The sequence below is a fragment of the Paenibacillus sp. genome, from assembly GCF_035645195.1.
Taxonomy (GTDB): domain Bacteria; phylum Bacillota; class Bacilli; order Paenibacillales; family YIM-B00363; genus Paenibacillus_AE.
Genome location: NZ_DASQNA010000023.1, coordinates 1 through 16,500, shown reverse-complemented (window position 1 = coordinate 16,500; position 16,500 = coordinate 1). Strand labels below are relative to the sequence as shown.

14 protein-coding genes are annotated in these 16,500 nt (G+C 60.2%); 1 reads left to right on the top strand and 13 read right to left on the bottom strand.

Going from position 1 to position 16,500, the window contains the following annotated elements:
* Nucleotides 1–15: 15 nt before the first annotated feature.
* The 9 genes from VE009_RS12560 to VE009_RS12520 form a co-directional block, all read right to left on the bottom strand.
* Nucleotides 16–825 (bottom strand): ABC transporter permease, encoded by an 810-nt coding sequence (locus tag VE009_RS12560; RefSeq protein WP_325008065.1) that lies wholly within the window; start codon nt 823–825, stop codon nt 16–18.
* Nucleotides 809–1,615 carry an ABC transporter permease gene (locus VE009_RS12555; RefSeq protein ID WP_325008063.1) on the bottom strand — a complete coding sequence of 269 codons (807 nt, stop codon included), beginning with the start codon at nt 1,613–1,615 and terminating at the stop codon, nt 809–811. The genes VE009_RS12560 and VE009_RS12555 overlap by 17 nt, the downstream gene beginning before the upstream one ends.
* Nucleotides 1,612–2,610 (bottom strand): ABC transporter ATP-binding protein, encoded by a 999-nt coding sequence (locus VE009_RS12550; RefSeq protein WP_325008061.1) that lies wholly within the window; start codon nt 2,608–2,610, stop codon nt 1,612–1,614. The genes VE009_RS12555 and VE009_RS12550 overlap by 4 nt, the downstream gene beginning before the upstream one ends.
* Before the next feature lie 319 nt (nt 2,611–2,929).
* On the bottom strand, nt 2,930–4,225 hold the full coding sequence (locus VE009_RS12545) for a hemolysin family protein (protein WP_325008059.1): 1,296 nt from the start codon (nt 4,223–4,225) through the stop codon (nt 2,930–2,932).
* Between the two features lie 126 nt (nt 4,226–4,351).
* Nucleotides 4,352–5,041 (bottom strand): hypothetical protein, encoded by a 690-nt coding sequence (locus VE009_RS12540; RefSeq protein ID WP_325008057.1) that lies wholly within the window; start codon nt 5,039–5,041, stop codon nt 4,352–4,354.
* A gap of 635 nt (nt 5,042–5,676) precedes the next feature.
* On the bottom strand, nt 5,677–6,888 hold the full coding sequence (locus tag VE009_RS12535) for an MFS transporter (RefSeq protein ID WP_325008055.1): 1,212 nt from the start codon (nt 6,886–6,888) through the stop codon (nt 5,677–5,679).
* A 126-nt stretch (nt 6,889–7,014) separates the two neighbouring features.
* A complete protein-coding gene (locus tag VE009_RS12530; protein WP_325008053.1) occupies nt 7,015–9,240 on the bottom strand; it encodes a heavy metal translocating P-type ATPase in 2,226 nt (741 codons plus the stop codon).
* A 26-nt stretch (nt 9,241–9,266) separates the two neighbouring features.
* On the bottom strand, nt 9,267–9,470 hold the full coding sequence (locus tag VE009_RS12525; RefSeq protein WP_325008051.1) for a copper ion binding protein: 204 nt from the start codon (nt 9,468–9,470) through the stop codon (nt 9,267–9,269).
* A gap of 91 nt (nt 9,471–9,561) precedes the next feature.
* Nucleotides 9,562–9,891: a metal-sensitive transcriptional regulator gene (locus tag VE009_RS12520; protein ID WP_325008049.1), complete on the bottom strand. Its 330-nt coding sequence runs from the start codon at nt 9,889–9,891 to the stop codon at nt 9,562–9,564.
* 190 nt (nt 9,892–10,081) lie between these two features.
* On the opposite strand from VE009_RS12520, the gene VE009_RS12515 reads away from it, so the two are divergent.
* Nucleotides 10,082–11,824, top strand: a complete 1,743-nt coding sequence (locus VE009_RS12515) for a sensor histidine kinase (protein ID WP_325008047.1) — start codon at nt 10,082–10,084, stop codon at nt 11,822–11,824.
* 143 nt (nt 11,825–11,967) lie between these two features.
* Here the strand turns inward: VE009_RS12515 and VE009_RS12510 are convergent, their stop codons facing one another.
* The 4 genes from VE009_RS12510 to VE009_RS12495 form a co-directional block, all read right to left on the bottom strand.
* Nucleotides 11,968–13,002: a glycoside hydrolase family 88 protein gene (locus tag VE009_RS12510; RefSeq protein WP_325008045.1), complete on the bottom strand. Its 1,035-nt coding sequence runs from the start codon at nt 13,000–13,002 to the stop codon at nt 11,968–11,970.
* A gap of 30 nt (nt 13,003–13,032) precedes the next feature.
* Entirely contained in the window at nt 13,033–13,872 is an 840-nt protein-coding gene (locus VE009_RS12505) for a carbohydrate ABC transporter permease (protein WP_325008043.1), read from the bottom strand.
* Nucleotides 13,873–13,877: 5 nt separating this feature from the next.
* Nucleotides 13,878–14,771, bottom strand: coding sequence for a sugar ABC transporter permease (locus VE009_RS12500; protein ID WP_325008042.1), 894 nt, complete (start codon nt 14,769–14,771; stop codon nt 13,878–13,880).
* Nucleotides 14,772–14,881: 110 nt separating this feature from the next.
* Entirely contained in the window at nt 14,882–16,222 is a 1,341-nt protein-coding gene (locus VE009_RS12495; RefSeq protein ID WP_325008040.1) for an ABC transporter substrate-binding protein, read from the bottom strand.
* Nucleotides 16,223–16,500 lie beyond the last annotated feature (278 nt).

Here is a 16,500-nt window from a genome sequence, read left to right as displayed (position 1 = left end):
GGGGTTCTCCCGCCCTTACCTCCGCATCGCCATCAAATTGCCGGAGCTGTAGCGGCGCAGTCCCGCATAGAACATGCGGACGGCGAAGAACGCGAGCGCCATCGACATGCCGAGCGCCCCTAGCAGGAAGTCGACCTGCACCGCCTCGCGCATGAGCCCGATGGGCATATAGGAGACAAAGCCCGCCGGCATCGCGGTAAACAGCACGATTCTCCCCCAGCCTTTGAAAATGTCCGTCGGATACGTCGAGAACGATAAAATCGCGTTGAACATTTGACCGGTCAGCCCTTCCGCATGGCCGAACCAGAACGCGAGCGAGCCGACGATGACCATGAAAAACAGGAAGATCGCCGCCGCCACAAGATGGGCGAGCGCATATTTCGCGAAGCCGAGCCAGGTATGGTCGCCGAACGCGGCGTACAGAATGACGGAAAAGGCCGCGTCGCCGATCGCCGACACCGACATCCGGCTCGCCAGCACGTTCAGCAGCACCGGTTTCGGCTGGACGAGATAGACGTCCAGCTCGCCGTGCGCCGCCATTGCGGCGATCCGGTTCATGTTGCCGAACAGCGTCGCGGCGATGCCGTAGCCTCCCGCGCTGACCGCCCACAGCATCATGACGTCCTGCAGCGTCCAACCGCCGACGACCTTGAAGCGATCGAAATATACCGCCCAGAAAAAAATCCAAACGAAGTTGTTGACGACCATCATGCCCGCAGTCATCAGAAAGCTCATCCGAAACTCCATCGCGCCGGCCAAATTCAGCTTCCAGCACGTCAGCAAAAACCGCAACGTCGGCCGCAGCCGATTACCCTCCGTTGACATGGAGCTTTCGCACCCCTCTTCCGTACATCCAAAAGACGATCGCCGCCAATACCGCCGCCCAGCCCCACTGCATCGCGAGCATGCCCGGCAGCTTCGCCGCATCGAAGTTCGTCACCGTCGACGCCGGGAAATACAGCACCGCCTGGAACGGCAGCCAGCGGCAGACGTCCTGCAGCCACAGCGGGAACATATCGAGCGGCATCAGCATGCCTCCGGCCGTGAAAAGCAGCTTCTTGTAAATAAATTCAAGACCGATCGTCTCCTCCACCCAAAACGCGCATAACGCCACGATCATGTTCAAAAGGAAGTTGACCGTGAACGCGCCGGCTGCCACGACGACGAACGCGAGCCAGCCGTAGCCGAAATCCGGGACGCCGAAGACGAGCCATCCGAGGGCGCCGCCGGCGGCCAAATTGACGGCCGTCCGCAGCAGCACCTCGGCGTTGTACCACGCGAAATAATAGCCGACATAGCTCATCGGCTTCGTCAGCCGGTACGCCACATCGCCGCTTTTCACATCCTGCTCCACAATCGCCTGCATGCTCGGCAGCGCGATCGTGATCGCCTCCGAAATAATCAAATACCAGACCATATCCGAAAACGTATAGCCGGCGATCGTCGGTTCGCCTTCGCCCGCGTACGTCGCTCCCCACAGCTGCATGAAGATATAAAGAATGATGATCAGGAACACCGTCCGCACGAAAAAGTCGGCAAGGTACGCGAACGAATGCTTCAGCGTCATCCGCGTGACCGCCGGGTATTTCCTTAGGCCCAGCACCGCGTTCTTCATGCAGACGTCTCCCCTTTCTTCTCGTAGATATGCGCAATGATGTCCTCCATCGGCGGGTCTTCGATCGTCACGTCGCGGATCGGCACCGTCCCGACGATGCCTGCGAGCACGCGCTCGATGGACGTCGCCGCCGTATCGACGGACAGCGTGACGCGCCGCTCCGACCGCTCGACGACGCGCGCGCCTTCGCAAGCGAACCGCTCCGCCGCTTCCGCATTCGCAAGCTCGAGCTTCACCGTTTTTTGCGTCAGCAGCTCCCGCTTCAGCACCGCGACCGGCTGATCGAGGATGATGCGCCCGTGGTTGATGACGATCGCGCGCCGGCACAGCTGTTCGATATCGCCCGGATCGTGAGAGGTGAGGAAGAACGTCGTCCCTTCCTCCCGGTTCAGCTCCCGAATCAGCTCGCGGATATGCTGCTTCACGACGACGTCGAGACCGATCGTCGGTTCGTCGAGGAAGACGATGTCCGGCCGATGCAGCAGCGCCGCGGCCAATTCGCAGCGCATTCGCTCGCCGAGCGACAGCTTGCGCACCGGCGTCTGCAAGTACGGCTGCAGGCGGAACCGTTCGATCAGCAGGTCGCGCCGCCGCTCGTAGTCTCGCCGCCGCAGCTCGTAAATGCTGCGCATCAGCTCGAACGTGTCGATCGGCGGCAGGTGGTACCACAGCTGCGATTTTTGCCCGAACACGCTCCCGATCCGGTACGACAGCTTCGCCCGGTCCCGCCAAGGCGTCAGTCCGAGCACGCTCGCCTCGCCGCCGCTCGGATGCAGGATACCCGTCAGCATTTTGATCGTCGTCGATTTTCCGGCCCCGTTCGGCCCGAGGAACGCCAGCGTCTCCCCTTGGACCGCCTCGAAGGAAATCGGCGCCACCGCCGTCCGGTCGACGACGTCCGGGCGGAACAGCCCGCGCACGGCGGCCGCGAGCCCCTCCGCCTTCCGCTTCGTGCGGAACGTTTTCGTCAGCCCCTCCACTACGATCGCCTTCATGGTTCTCCCGCTCCCCTCTGTCTCTTTCTCCCGGTAAAGCAAAAAAGACCTGCCGGCCCAGTTCGCCTTGGGAGGCGGAACTTGCCGAAGGTCTTTTATCCCTTACGGTGTAGCGGCAGCGGTTGTTCGGCTGCGCCGGTTTCGCTCGGTTCCTTCGAAGCGGATCGCATGTTTGCGCATCGCGCGCCCTGCGTCCGTCCCGGCGAATCCCTAGAAACCCTTCCGTTTGATGTTAGATATTACCATGGGGACTTGCGCGTTGGCAAGGCGTATTTTCCGCGGAATTGTCCGCTGCGTCGGATGCGTTTCGGAAGGGGGTCTACAGCTTCTCCACCTTCACCCTCGCGATCCGGCGGCCGGCCATCTCGTCCGCCTCGAACGCGTATCCGGCCTCTTCGATGCGGGCTCGCTCCGACGGATCCGGGATGGCGCCGAGCCGCCCGATCAGGAAGCCGGCGATCGTATCGAACTCCTCCGTCGGCAAGTCGATATCGAGCACGTCCTCCGCCAGCTCGAGCGATACGCTGCCCTTGAACACGAACGCGCCGTTCTCGAGCCGATCGACCTCTCTCTCGTCATCCTCTTCGTCGTGCTCGTCGAAAATGTTCCCGACGATCTCCTCCAGCAGGTCCTCGATCGTGACGATGCCGGCCGTGCCCCCGTATTCGTCGATGGCGACCGCGAAATGCGCTTTGCTCTTCTGGAAGTCCTTGAACAGATCGTCGATTCTCCGCGAAGCGGGCACGAACAGCGGCGCCCGGATCATGTCGGCGAGCCGGAACTCCCGATCTTCGCACGCCTCCATGTATTGCACGATGTCCTTCACGTGCAGGACGCCGACGATGTTGTCGATCGCCCCTTCGTATACCGGCATCCGCGTGTATTTTTCCTCGTTGATGAGGCGCACGACCTCTTTCGACGTGGCGTCGACCGGGACGGCGACGAGATCGGTGCGGTGCGTCATGATGTCCTCCACCGTTTTCGTATCCAGGTCGAAAATGTTGTTGATCATCATTTTTTCGTTCTCTTGAATCGCGCCGCGCTCCTCGCCGACATCGACCATCATGCGGATTTCCTCTTCGGTCACCTCTTCGTCCTTCGCGTTCGGATCGACGCCGAACAGCCGCACGATGACGTTGGTCGACAGCGTCAGCAGCTTCACGAACGGCGCCGACACGATCGACAGCAGCGTCAGCGGCCGCGCCGCCAGCATCGCGATCGGCTCGGCCTTCTTCATCGCGAGCCGCTTCGGGACGAGCTCGCCGAGCACGAGCGTGAAATAGGACAGCAGCAGCGTGATCAGGACGACCGAGAACGTCTGCACCGCCCCCGCGGGCAGCGGCGTGCCCGCGCCGATCAAGAAGGCGGAGAGATCGTCCGCGAAGCTGCCTGCCGCGAACGCGCTCGCCATGAAGCCGGCAAGAGTGATGCCGATCTGGATCGTCGCCAGAAACCGGCTCGGCTCGCTGAGCAGCCGTTGCAGCATGACCGCCTTCTTGTGCCCTTCCTCGGCCATGAGTTTGATTTTGTTGTCGTTAAGGGAAATAAGTGCGATTTCCGATGCGGCGAAGAACGCGTTAAGCAGCACCAATGCGAGCAGGACGATTATTTCCATCAAGTGCACTCCAGTCGTCTAGATTGCCACCGATTATTCCATAAGATACCCGGCAAGCCGTTTCTCATGCAAAAACCGGCGAACGCGTCGCGTCCGCCGGTTTGTTTTCCGTCGTCGTTCGGATGATTATCGAATCGATTGCAGCATTTCGTGCATGACGGCGCCCATGCCGTCGCCCGCCTCGGCGGGGTAGCTGTGATGGATGACGAGCGCGTTGTCGTTCACGCTGAACACGTGGAAGCCGTAGAAATAGTCTTCCTTCTGGAACCCTTGGATTTTCCCCGAATAGCCGTTCAAATCCGTACCGATGTCGGCCGGCTCCTGCGCTTCGTAACCGTCCGCGTACGCCTGCTGCGCCTCGGCGACCGCGTCGTCCATCGTCATGCCTTCTTTCACTTCGAAGCTGATCGTCGCGACGTCGTCGCCCATTTGCGTTTTGTATACGACTTTGCCGTCCTCGACCGTCGGCTCGCCCATGTCGGTGCGCAGCACGAATTGAATGTTGTACGGCGTCAGCGTGTATTCCGTCACGTTGACCTGCTCGGACATGCCCTCGATTTCGGTATCGATCGTTTTCGAGGCGCCCTTCTCGACGCCCAGCGCCGCTTCGCTTTGCTCTTCCGCGGGTTGCTCCGCTTCCGGCGTCTGTTCCGTCGGCGACTCTTGCGAAGGTGTTTCTTGCGATGGCGACTCTTGCGATGGCTGCTCCGATGCGCCCGGCTCTTCGCCGTCCGCCGCGCCGCTGCAGCCCGCCGCGGTCAACGCCAGCGCGAGCGCCGCGAGCAGCGCCAATTTCCGTTTGTTATAAAATTTCATGATGGTCCCTCCTCTGTGATCTCTGTCGAACTCCTCGCCTATTCTAACGCCGGTCGGTTTCTGAATGTTGCAGGAGTTCGGGTGGAATTTCGTCCCAGAGGAGGCGGACGGGCTGAGGCACTTAGCCGCAAATTTGCGCTTATTTGCCTCCGGACGGTCCCGGATGAGGCGCTTAGCCGCAAGTTTGCGCTTATTTGCCTCCGGACGGCCCCGGACGAGGCGCTTAGCCGCAAGTTTGCGCCTATTTGCCCCCGGACGGCCCCGGACGAGGCACTTAGCCGCAAGTTTGCGCTTATTTGCCTCCGGACGGCCCCGGATGAGGCGCTTAGCCGCATGCTTGCGCTTATTTGCCCCCGGACGGCCCTGGACGAGGCACTTAGCCGCATGCTTGCGCTTATTTGCCTCCGGACGGCCTCGGACGGGACACTTAGCCGCAAGTTCGGGCTATTTGCCTCCGGACGGCCCCAGGACGGGGTCAAAACGGCATGTTCGGCGGAAATTTTGCGCAAATCTGCAATATTACTAGCGCGGTAAGCGGAATTCCTAGCTCGGCGGCGAGGCGCAAGCACGAAAAAGCCGCCCGGCCGAGGAGGCCGAGCAGCTCGGTAACGCCGCGAGGCGGGAGCGGGCGGCGCTTACCCGGCGCGTCCTTCGGCCGCGCGGCGGGCGGCGGCGCCGAAGCGGACCGCGACGAGAGCGGACGCGAGCCCGATCACGCCGCCCAGCCAAAAGCCGGCGTTGAGGCCGCCGATTTCGTTGATCCAGCCGGCGGCGAACGGACCGCCGAACATGCCGGCGGCGTAGGCGGACTGGTAGAAGCCCATGGCCGTCGCCTGCTTCTCCGCCTGCACGCCTTGGATCGCGAGCGCGAGGAACAGTGGCATGTGCAGCCCTTGCGCCAGGCCGTTGAGCGCCTGCGTGGCGTACAGCGCCGGCAGCGACGCCGCGAACGGGATCGCCAGCGTGCACAACCCGCTGACCGCGAGCCCGACCGCGATCGTCGTCCAAGCGCCGAGGCGAGGCGCCAGCAGCCGGCCGCTGTACAGCTGCGCGAAGGCGTGCGGCACCATGAACGCGAAGCTGAGCAGGCTCAGCTCCCAGCGCGTCGCGCCGAGCGTCGCCGTCGCGTACGACGGCGTGAAGCCGAACATCGTGATGAACAAGACGCTGTGCGCCAAAATCGACAGCACGGATACGCGCAGAAGCGTCGCGTTCCGCACGATGGTCCCGATGTCGGCGAAGCGCATCGGGCTCCGGGCGACGCCCCCCGTCGGCTCCTTCACGCCGAAGACGAAAAACAGCCCGACGGCACCGGCCAAGGCGCCCGCGTAGAACGTCGCTTTAGAGCCGTAAAGGTCCGCGAGCCAGCCGCTGACGCCCATGCCGATCAGCTGTCCGACGACGATCAGAAAGCTGATCGAGCTCATCGCCCGCTGCACGTCTTTGCGCGTGTGATAAGCCGCGTACAGCACGGTGAAGGCGACCCAAGTGGAAGCGCACACACCGCTCATCGCTCGGCCGGCCAGCGCCCAACCCGGATGATCCCCGACGGCGAACAGCAGGCAGGACAAGCCGCCGGTCAGCAGGCCGAGCGCGATGAACGGGCGGCGGCGGCGCAGACGGTCGGACCAAATGCCGAGCGGAAGCCGGAGCAAAATTTGCATAAAACCGTACGTGCCTAAAATAATGCCGGCGAGCGCCGCGCCGACGTGCAGCTCTTCCAGCAAATACGGCGATAAGATCGGGATGTATGTATACAACGAAACCCAATACAGTACAGTGACGATTGCGAAGATGACATGATCCCGCCGACCGGTCTCGATCAGCGGCCGTTCCGTCGATTCCATGAACCTACCGCACTCCTCTCGCTGCGACGCTCGAAGAGCGCCGCTGCGGCGAACAGCGGCGCTCTTCGATACGTAACCCTATGCTCTAAATGCGTTGCCGATGATCAATGTACCCGGACGGCCGCCCTACAACTTCATCCGCTGCAAACGCAGCGCATTCAGGACGACCGACACGGAGCTTAACGCCATCGCCGCGCCGGCCACCCACGGGGCGAGCAGCCCCGCGGCCGCGACGGGGATGCCGAGCGCGTTGTACGCGAGCGCCCAGAACAAATTTTGCCGGATATTGACCATCGTCCGGCGGCTCAGCTCGATGGCGTCGGCGACGGCGGTCAAATCCCCGCGCATGAGCGCGACGCCCGCCGTCTCGATCGCGACGTCGGCGCCGGTGCCGACCGCCATGCCGATGTCGGCGACCGCGAGCGCCGGCGCGTCGTTGATGCCGTCGCCGACCATGCCGACCTTGCGGCCCTGCTCCTGCAGCCGACGAACTTCGGCGGCCTTCCCTTCCGGCGCCGCCTCGGCGAGTACCCGGTCGACGCCGACTTCGGCCGCGATCCGCTGCGCGGTGCGCGCGTTGTCGCCGGTCAGCATGACGACCGCAAGACCCATCGCGCGAAGGCGCTCGATCGCCGCCTTCGACGTCGGCCTCACCGCATCCGCCGTCGCGACAAGCCCGGCATACCGGCCGTCGACGGCGACGAGCATCGCCGTCTTGCCCGCTTCCTCGAGGCGCGCCATCGCCTCGTACGCCCGGCGCGCGTCGACGCCGCGCGCCTCCATGAGCCGCCGGGTGCCGACGAGCACGCTCCGGCCGTCCACGACGGCGGCGACGCCCGCGCCCGGCACCGCCTCGAACGCGGACGGCGTCGACAGCGTCAGCCCGGCGGCCTTGGCGCCGGCGACGATCGCCTCGGCGAGCGGATGCTCCGACCGGCTCTCCGCAGCGCCGACGAGCTTCAGGAACACGTCGCGGTCCAGCTCGCTGCGAACGTCCGTCAGCTCGGGCTTGCCCTTCGTGATCGTGCCCGTCTTATCGAGCACGATCGTGTCGAGACGATGCGCCGCTTCGAGATGCTCCCCGCCCTTGAACAGCACGCCCAGCTCGGCGGCCCGCCCGGAGCCCGCCATAATGGATGTCGGCGTGGCGAGACCGAGCGCGCACGGGCACGCGATGACGAGGACGGCGATCGCGGCGTCGAGCGCCGGCGTCAGTTCCCCCGGGGCGAACCAGACGTACCAACCGGCGAACACGAGCGCCGCCAGCGCGACGACGATCGGCACGAACACGCCCGAGATCCGGTCGGCGACGCGCTGGATCGGCGCTTTGGAGCTTTGGGCGTTCGCGACGACCTTGACGATTTGCGCGAGCGCCGTATCCTGGCCGACCCGCGTCGCCCGAAACAGCAGCGTGCCATGCTTGTTGATCGTCGCGCCGATGACCGAATCGCCGGCGCGCTTGTCGACCGGCAAGCTTTCGCCGGTCAGCATCGACTCGTCGACGGCGGAAGCGCCTTCGACGACGACGCCGTCGACCGGAATTTTCTCGCCCGGCCGCACGACGACGAGATCGCCGACCTCGACTCGTTCGACGGGCACGGCGAGCTCCGCGCCGCCGCGCACGACGAGCGCCGTCTTCGCCTGCAAGCCCATTAACGAGCGGATCGCCGCCGACGTGCGTCCCTTCGCCCGCGCCTCGAGCAGCTTCCCGAGCACGACGAGCGTAATGAGGACGGCGCTCGTCTCGTAATACAGCGGCGGCCCGTGATGCGCCTCGGCGTCGGCGGCTGGCGCCAGCGTAAAATACAAGCTATAGAAGTACGCTGCCGACGTGCCCAGCGCGACCAGGACGTCCATGTTGGCGGAGCCGTTCCGCAGCGCCTTGTACGCGCCGACGTAAAACGTCCGGCCGACGACGAACTGCACCGGCGTCGCAAGCGCCAGCTGGAACCACGGGTTCATAAACAAGGAGGGTACATACAGCCATGAAGTCAACCCGAAATGGCCCGCCATCGCCCACAGCAGCGGCAGCGACAGCGCGGAGGACAGCGCCAGCTTCCCCCGCTGGCGCCGCAGCTCCCGCTCACGCCGTTCCCGTTCGGCGTCCGCCGCCTCCTCCGCGGGGAGCGCGCCGTAACCGAGTTTCTCCACCTTCGCCTGCAACGCGGCCAGATCCACCTCGCCGGGCACGTATTCGACGCGCGCCGTCTCCATGGCGAGATTGACCGTCGCCGCAGCGACTCCGGGCATGCGGCCGAGCCCTTTCTCGATTCGGTTCGCGCACGCTGCGCAGGTCATCCCCGTAATGCGTAAGGTCGCCCGCTCCAGCGGCTTTCCGTCCGCAGCTTGCATGGCCTTCTCTCCCCCAGCGGTTTCCGTCAGCTGACGACGTCGTAGCCCTGTTCTTCGATCGCTTCTTTCAGTGCGTCCGCCGACAGCTTGCTCTCTTCATATTGCACCGTAACGGTGCCGTTTGCCAAGTCGACTTTGCCGGTCGCGCCAATTTCGGACAGCGCTCCCTCGATGGAATTGACGCAATGGTTGCAGCTCATGCCTTGCACTTGGAACGTAATCGTCGTCATCGTCCAACATCTCCTTCATGTAGTGTAAGATATTTATAATATACCCCCGTACCCTACCTTTGTCAAGAGGGAAGCTGGGTGATTCGCTTCCTCATTTCATCAGCTTGTTCACGGTGACGAGCAGCTCGTCGATCACTTCGGCATCCCCTTCTTGAATGCGCTCGATGATGCAGCTTTTCATATGATGCTCTAGGAGCAGCTTCCCTACGCCGTTAAGCGCCGATTGAATCGACGAAATTTGGTTCAACACGTCGTCGCAGTACGTGTCTTTCTCGATCAGGCCTTTGACGCCCCGCACCTGGCCTTCGATCCGGTTCAGGCGGCTGATCAAATTCGCTTTCACTTTGTCGGGGTGATGGCTTTTGCGCTCCTCCCCTTCGCCGTGATGATGGTGGTGATGATGATCCCGACCGTTTTCCATAAGGGCACTCCTCCTCTTTTCCTATAGTATAATATAGCCCCTCACCCTATATCTATCCCTATTTTTATTGACCTATGTACAATTCTTTAAAAAAAGTGTCGACGACCCTCGGATCATGTCGAATATTGCTATAAAAATTTTCCATTTTGATGTATTCTTATAAAGAAGGAACTAGTAGCAGGAGGACGCTATGGTCGGTCGTAAACTTTCATTGACTCTCTTCTTTTTCGTCGCCGCGTTATTGCTGGTGAACGACATCGCGAACTACTACATGACGAAAACAGAATTGCATAAATCGTTGGAAACGCAAATGAGGGAAGTGTCCGCGCAGATTACAATCAGCGTCCAACGCTCGCAGCAGGCGTACCACTACGTCGATCGATTGATGGCCGCCAATTTGCGATCCGCGGCGATCGCGGCGAAATACGCGCTGCCGCCGTCCTACGATCAAGTCGACAACGCCCGGCTGAAAGAACTGGCGAAGGAGCTCGGCGTCAGCTACATTACGCTGTTCGCCCGCACCCCCGACGACGTCGTCAGCGTTCGCTCGTCCGATCCGAGGGAAATCGGGCTCAGCTCGAAAACGTGGGACAACTATTTCGAAGCGTTCCAGCAGCTGTTCGAGCATCGACGCGTCGAAGGATTGGAGTACGGGCAAAGCATGGAGCATTACTGGGCAGGCGAAATCGCCCCGTCCGCCGCGATTTTATCGGACACGAAAAACAAATTCGGATATTTTTACGACGGTTCGACCAACTACTTGATCAATCCGATCATGAACACCTACTACGTCAACGAGCTTGAGCAGTACACCGGGGTCCAAACCGTCATAAACGACACGTTGCGGCACCACAATTTTTTGGCCGAAATCGCCTTGTTCAACCCGCTCACGTTCTCCGTGCCCGACGACGAGCTCGTCAATATCCGCAACGGCGTCGAACTCAATCAGTATCAGTCTCGGAAAATTTTGTTCGGCACCTATACGCTGCGTTCGCCGAACGATGCGGAAGCGATCGAACGCGCGTACCGGAGCGATCAGGCGGTCCATTCGCTGATGACGATCGACGGACGCACGGTGTACCGCTCTTATTTTCCGGTGCAGGATCCCGCGTTCGGACAACCGTATGTCATCGGCATTACGTCGGACTACGCCGTCATTCAATCGAAGCTGCGCGACCAGCTGATGAACCTCCTCATGGTCACGACCATCGCGCTCCTTGCGAGCGTCGCGATGATTTACGCGCTGTACCGTTTCGTCAATCGGGCGCAGGACGAAGTCGTGCAAGCGGTTCAGGACGATTACAACGAAGAAGTCCAATCGCTGTTCGTCGCCGTTCGCGGCGAGCGGCACGATCTCGTCAATCATCTGCATACGTTGAAAGCGATGGCCGACGCGAAAAAATACGACCAGCTGCATAGATATGTCAAAGAGCTCGTCGACGAAACGATCGCCGTGAGCGACATCGTGAACATCGGCCATCCTGCGATCGCGGCGATCATCCAGGCGAAGGCGGCCGTCGCGCTGCGTCAGCGGATCGATTTCTCCTTCCGATTCGAAGGCATGACCGACATAGTCGGCATCAAGGGCGTGAAGTCGGTAGACATCGTGAAAATTTTAGCCAATTTGATCGACAACGCCTTCGAGGAAGTGATGGAGCTGGAGCCGGAGCATCGAGTCGTTCGCGTCGAGGGCTGGCTCGAGCAAGACGAAATTCATTTCTCCGTCTCGAATACGCTGCGCAGAACGTTGTCGGACGAGGAGCTTTCGCGCATGTTCCAGCCGACGTATACGACGAAAAAGTCGTCAGGCCACTCCGGGCTCGGATTGTCCATCGTCAGACAGAAAGTGCGCCAGTATCGCGGCAACGTATCCGTCAGCACGCCGGAGCCGAAAATGATCGAGTTCGTCGTCTCCGTGCCGCTCGGCGCTTAACGCCGGGCCGGTTCGGACCGCAGCCGTCTTGGGCGCCTTCCGTCTAGCCCCAGCGCACGCGGCAAGCCCCCGGATCGGCGTGATCCGGGGGCTTTTCGTATCAGTATGCAAAAACGGAGGAGCGGCCGCTCCTCCGTTTCTTTTTACCAATCGCTCTGCTCGCCGCGGCGCAGCACCATCGCGAGGAACGCAAGCGTCAGCCCTTGTCCCCAGCCTTGGATGCGCTTGTACGGCACGTCTTTGTAGCCTTGCGCGTCGTCCATGACCGCCGTGCCGGCGGAAACGCCTGTCACGGTGCCGTTGTCGGAGATGCGCGCGAGAATGCCGTCCAGCGCCTTCTGCACTTGGCGGTTGTACATTTTGCCGCGAGACAGGAGCCCTGCCGCGATGCCGGCCGAGCCGGACGTTTCCAAATACGACGTCGGATCCGTCAGCACCGTGTGCCACAGTCCTTCCTCCGATTGGAGGCGTACGAGCGCGCTGAGTTGGTCGCGCAGCGAGCAGTCGACAATCATGTACGACGGATGCTGTACGCGCACGAGCTCGAGCGCCCGCGCCATCGTATACGACGCCCACGAATTGCCGCGCGCCCAGAAAATGCCGGACATGTGGTTTTTCGCGACGTTATCCCATCCGTGATAATACAAATTCGTCGTTTCGTCCTGCAGCAAATCCTCGTGTCCGTGATACTGGCGCAGGCCGTCCGCGAAGTAGTCCTCGCGTCCGAGCAAGTCGCCCATGCGCAGCAGGAAATATCCCGCCATCATCATCGTGTCGACCCACGCCTGCTCCGGGAACACGTCCTTCACCGAGTTGACCGTGTGCTGGAAAATGCCATCGCCGAAACGGGGCGCTTCGTGCGTCAAATATTCGGCCATTTGCTTCGCGATCTCCAAATATTTCTCGTCGTCCGTGTACTTATACAAGGAGATGAGCGAGTGGCCGACGGACACGCCGTTGACGGTCAGCTTGGGCAGCCCGTCCTCCATCTCTAGATCGACCCATTCTTTCAGGCGCTCCATGTACGATGCGTTGCCCGTAGTTTCATATGCCTCGCATACTCCGTGGAACGCTACGCCCGCGGGCCAATCCCAATTGAAATCCATCGCGAACGTACGGTCGACGACGCGGTCGATTACCTCGCGCAGCTTATTCTCGTCATACGATAACGGCGGCATTTCGACTTCTCCTCCCGAATCCATGTTGGATTATTTCAACCCTGTCGTGCTGATGCCTTCCACGATGTAGCGCTGGAACAGGAAGAATACGGCCAACACCGGAACCAGGCTGACGACGGACATGGCGAACATCGCGCCCCAGTTCGAAAGCGTTTCGCTGTCGAGGAACAGCTTTAGCGCCATCGATACCGGGTACATCGCAGGCTTGTTCAAGTACAGCACCGGACCGAGCAAATCTTCCCAGCGCCAGTAGAACGAGAAGATGGCGGCCGTCGCCATCGCCGGAACGATGAGCGGCAGGATGACCCGGAAGAACAAACGGAACTTGCCGCAGCCGTCGATCGTCGCCGCTTCGTCCAGCTCATGCGGAATGGTGCGGATGAATTGGACGAGCAAGAAGATGAAGAACGGGATGCCGAAATATTGCGGCACGACGATCGGATTGAACGTATTCAACCAGCCGAGCTTAGCGAACACGATATACTGCGGAATGATGACGACCTCGAACGGCAGCATGAGCGTCATCATCATCAGCGTAAACCAAAGCCCTTTGCCGAAAAAGTTCGTCCGCGCGAAACCGAAGGCGATCATCGCCGAGGAGAAGACGGCGCCGATCGTCGATAACACGACGATAATCAGCGAGTTTTTGATGAACGTCCCGAACGTATGCCCCCCGACGCCCTGCCAGCCGATAAAGTAGTTCTGGATCGTGAACGGGTCCGGAATGAGAGTTCCGGCCGTCACGAAAATTTGCTCGCTGATTTTGAACGAGCTGACGAACAGCCATACGACCGGGTACAGCATCAGAATCGCGAATGCGGACACGAGCACATGATACGTGTATTTCCGGATATATTTCGATGCGACCATGCGGATCAGTCCCCTTTCGATTCGTAGTGCACCCAGAATTTCGAAGATTTAAAGAGCAAGAATGTAAGCAAAGCGACGATCAAGAGCATGATCCATGCCATCGCGGAGCCGTAGCCCATATCGAAGAAGACGAACGCTTGTCGGAACAAGTACAGCGAGTACAACAGCGTGCCGTCGAGCGGACCGCCCTCGCCTTTCGAGATGATATACGCCGGTATAAAGCTCATGAACGCCGCGATCGTCTGCATGACGGCATTGAAGAGAATAACCGGGCTCAACATCGGAAGCGTAATTTTGAAAAACTTGTGAAGCCCGTTCGCTCCGTCCACGCTCGCCGCCTCGTACAATTCCGTCGGGATGTTTTTGAGGCCCGCGAGGAAGATGAGCATCGAGGAACCGAACTGCCAAACCGACAACAGAATCAGCATCCAAAGCGCCGCGGTCGGGTTACCGAACCAGCGGACCGGGTCGATGCCGAGGGCCATCAGCCCGAGGTTCACGATGCCTTCGTCGCCGAACAGGTTGCGCCACATGATCGATACCGCGACGCTGCCGCCGATGATCGACGGGAGATAGAACATCGTCCGGTAAAGGCCGATTGCGCGCGAAACGCGGTTCAGGATCATGGCGATAAACAACGCGAACGCTAGACGCAGCGGAACGCCGACGAAAACATAGTAAAATGTAACTTTTACGGACTTCCAATATTTTCGGTCGCCGGTGAACATTTCGGCGTAATTTTCAAATCCAATCCATCGCGGCGCAGTAAACATATTAAATTCTGTAAACGATAAGTATAGCGATGCCGCGACTGGAAATAAGGTGAATGCAAGAAATCCAATAATGAACGGGCTTATGAAAAAATACCCCGTCAGTTGGTTTTTCAGCGCTCTATTCACGTCAACCAACTCCCAATCCTGTGATATGGAACTCGCGTGCCGGGGCAGAAACGACGATAGCCGATCTCGCGATCAGCTATCGTCCTTACTTCGACAACCCTGAAAGCTTCTTACTTGTTCTTGCCCAGAATCGAGTTTGCTTCTTCCCGGAATTCTTTTGCCGCTTCTTCCGCCGTAATTTGGCCGAACTTCATCATTTCGTCATACGTCTTGAATGCTGCCATAACTTCCGCCGCGCCGATCGGATCCGGCGGGTCGCCCGCGCTGCTGTTTTGCTCTGCCCACGTAATGAAGTCGAATACTTTCGCTTGCTCCGCGCTGAGGGACGGCTTGACGCCTTCTTTCACGACGGAGGATACCGGTACGCCGCGGTCGCCGAGAATCAGTTTGTTCGCTTCGACATCGTTGACGAAGAAGTTGATGAACTTCGCCGCTTCTTCTTTCGCCTTGGAGTTCTTCGAGATCGAGAAGAACATGGAAGGCTTCAGGAACAAGCCTTTGTTCGCGTCCGGACCCGGGAGCGGATGCATCGCGAGGTCGCGGCCCGCCACCTGCTGAATGCCGACGTATTGGTTCGTCCACTGCCATACGCTGACCGCTTTGTTTTTGACCATCAGATCGTCTTCCACGCCTTTGATTTGCGCCGTGACGTCCGGTTTCGGCGTCGCGTTCGCTTCCGCTAGACGCTTCGTCAGACCGAAGTAGTCGATAAACAACTGGTCATCCTCGTAGCCGAGGGACGTGCCGTCCGCGCTGTACAGCGTCTCGCCTTTCGTGCGGAGATAGTAGTTGAAGAACACTTCCGGCTTCAGGCCCGTATCGAAGTACAAGCCGTTTTGCGCCGCTTGCTTCGCAAGCTCTTCGTACTGTTCCCACGTCCAGTTGTCCGGCAGTTTGTCGAGGCCCGTCGCTTGCTTGAGCAGCACCGGATCGTAGTGCACTTGAAGCGCGTTGACGCCGAGGTTGAAGCCGTAAATTTTGCCGCCGAGCGCACCGCCGTTCACTGCGTTCTCGTTGATGTTCGTCACGTCGATTTGATTGCCGATATACGGCGTCAGATCTTCGAGCTGATTGTTTTGACCGTATTGCGCGAGGTAGCCGAGGTCCATCTGGATGATGTCCGGAAGCTCGTTCGCCGCCGCTTGCGGCGCCAGCTTCTTCCAGTAGTCGTCCCAGTTCGCGTATTCCGCTTCGATGTTGACGTGCGGATTCGCTTTCTCGTACATTTCGATAACTTTAAGCGTATAGTCGTGCCGAGGCTGGCCGCCCCACCATGCCATGCGAAGCGTAACCTGCTCCGCCGCGCCGCCGCCGTTCGACGTTTCCGGCTGCGCCGCGCCGCCCGAGCCCGCGTTGCCGGAATCGGTCGTTCCCGTACCTGCGCCGCCGCCGCAAGCCGACACGGTGAGAGCCGTCACGAGCGCGAGGGCTGTCAGTACCTTCTTTTTCATAGAGTTAACCTCCCTATTTGCTATCTGTCTGTAACTGTAACTGCTTACATCGTTAATTATATCGGTCATCGACGAAGCGGATAAGGAAAAAAACCGTCGCGTTTGTATAAAAAACAGAGGCGCCGAATTACCGGCGCTGGTATTATCCCCTCATGGTAGACAGTGAAAAAAGAGTCCATGGTATCATGGATGAAACACTGTTGACCGGAGGGGATTTTTCTATGCCGCCAAAGAAAGGGCAAAAGTTCACCCAGTATCCTGAAGAGACCAAGGCTGAA

Bases quoted from the DNA above. Each gene is read 5' to 3' on its own strand.
- VE009_RS12535 (WP_325008055.1), bottom strand. From the start codon at position 6,888: ATGGAATCGACGGAACGGCCGCTGATCGAGACCGGTCGGCGGGATCAT.
- VE009_RS12530 (WP_325008053.1), bottom strand. From the start codon at position 9,240: ATGCAAGCTGCGGACGGAAAGCCGCTGGAGCGGGCGACCTTACGCATT.
- VE009_RS12515 (WP_325008047.1), top strand. From the start codon at position 10,082: ATGGTCGGTCGTAAACTTTCATTGACTCTCTTCTTTTTCGTCGCCGCG.
- VE009_RS12495 (WP_325008040.1), bottom strand. From the start codon at position 16,222: ATGAAAAAGAAGGTACTGACAGCCCTCGCGCTCGTGACGGCTCTCACC.
- VE009_RS12520 (WP_325008049.1), bottom strand. From the start codon at position 9,891: ATGGAAAACGGTCGGGATCATCATCACCACCATCATCACGGCGAAGGG.
- VE009_RS12550 (WP_325008061.1), bottom strand. From the start codon at position 2,610: ATGAAGGCGATCGTAGTGGAGGGGCTGACGAAAACGTTCCGCACGAAG.
- VE009_RS12525 (WP_325008051.1), bottom strand. From the start codon at position 9,470: ATGACGACGATTACGTTCCAAGTGCAAGGCATGAGCTGCAACCATTGC.
- VE009_RS12555 (WP_325008063.1), bottom strand. From the start codon at position 1,615: ATGAAGAACGCGGTGCTGGGCCTAAGGAAATACCCGGCGGTCACGCGG.
- VE009_RS12540 (WP_325008057.1), bottom strand. From the start codon at position 5,041: ATGAAATTTTATAACAAACGGAAATTGGCGCTGCTCGCGGCGCTCGCG.
- VE009_RS12510 (WP_325008045.1), bottom strand. From the start codon at position 13,002: ATGCCGCCGTTATCGTATGACGAGAATAAGCTGCGCGAGGTAATCGAC.
- VE009_RS12545 (WP_325008059.1), bottom strand. From the start codon at position 4,225: ATGGAAATAATCGTCCTGCTCGCATTGGTGCTGCTTAACGCGTTCTTC.
- VE009_RS12505 (WP_325008043.1), bottom strand. From the start codon at position 13,872: ATGGTCGCATCGAAATATATCCGGAAATACACGTATCATGTGCTCGTG.
- VE009_RS12560 (WP_325008065.1), bottom strand. From the start codon at position 825: ATGTCAACGGAGGGTAATCGGCTGCGGCCGACGTTGCGGTTTTTGCTG.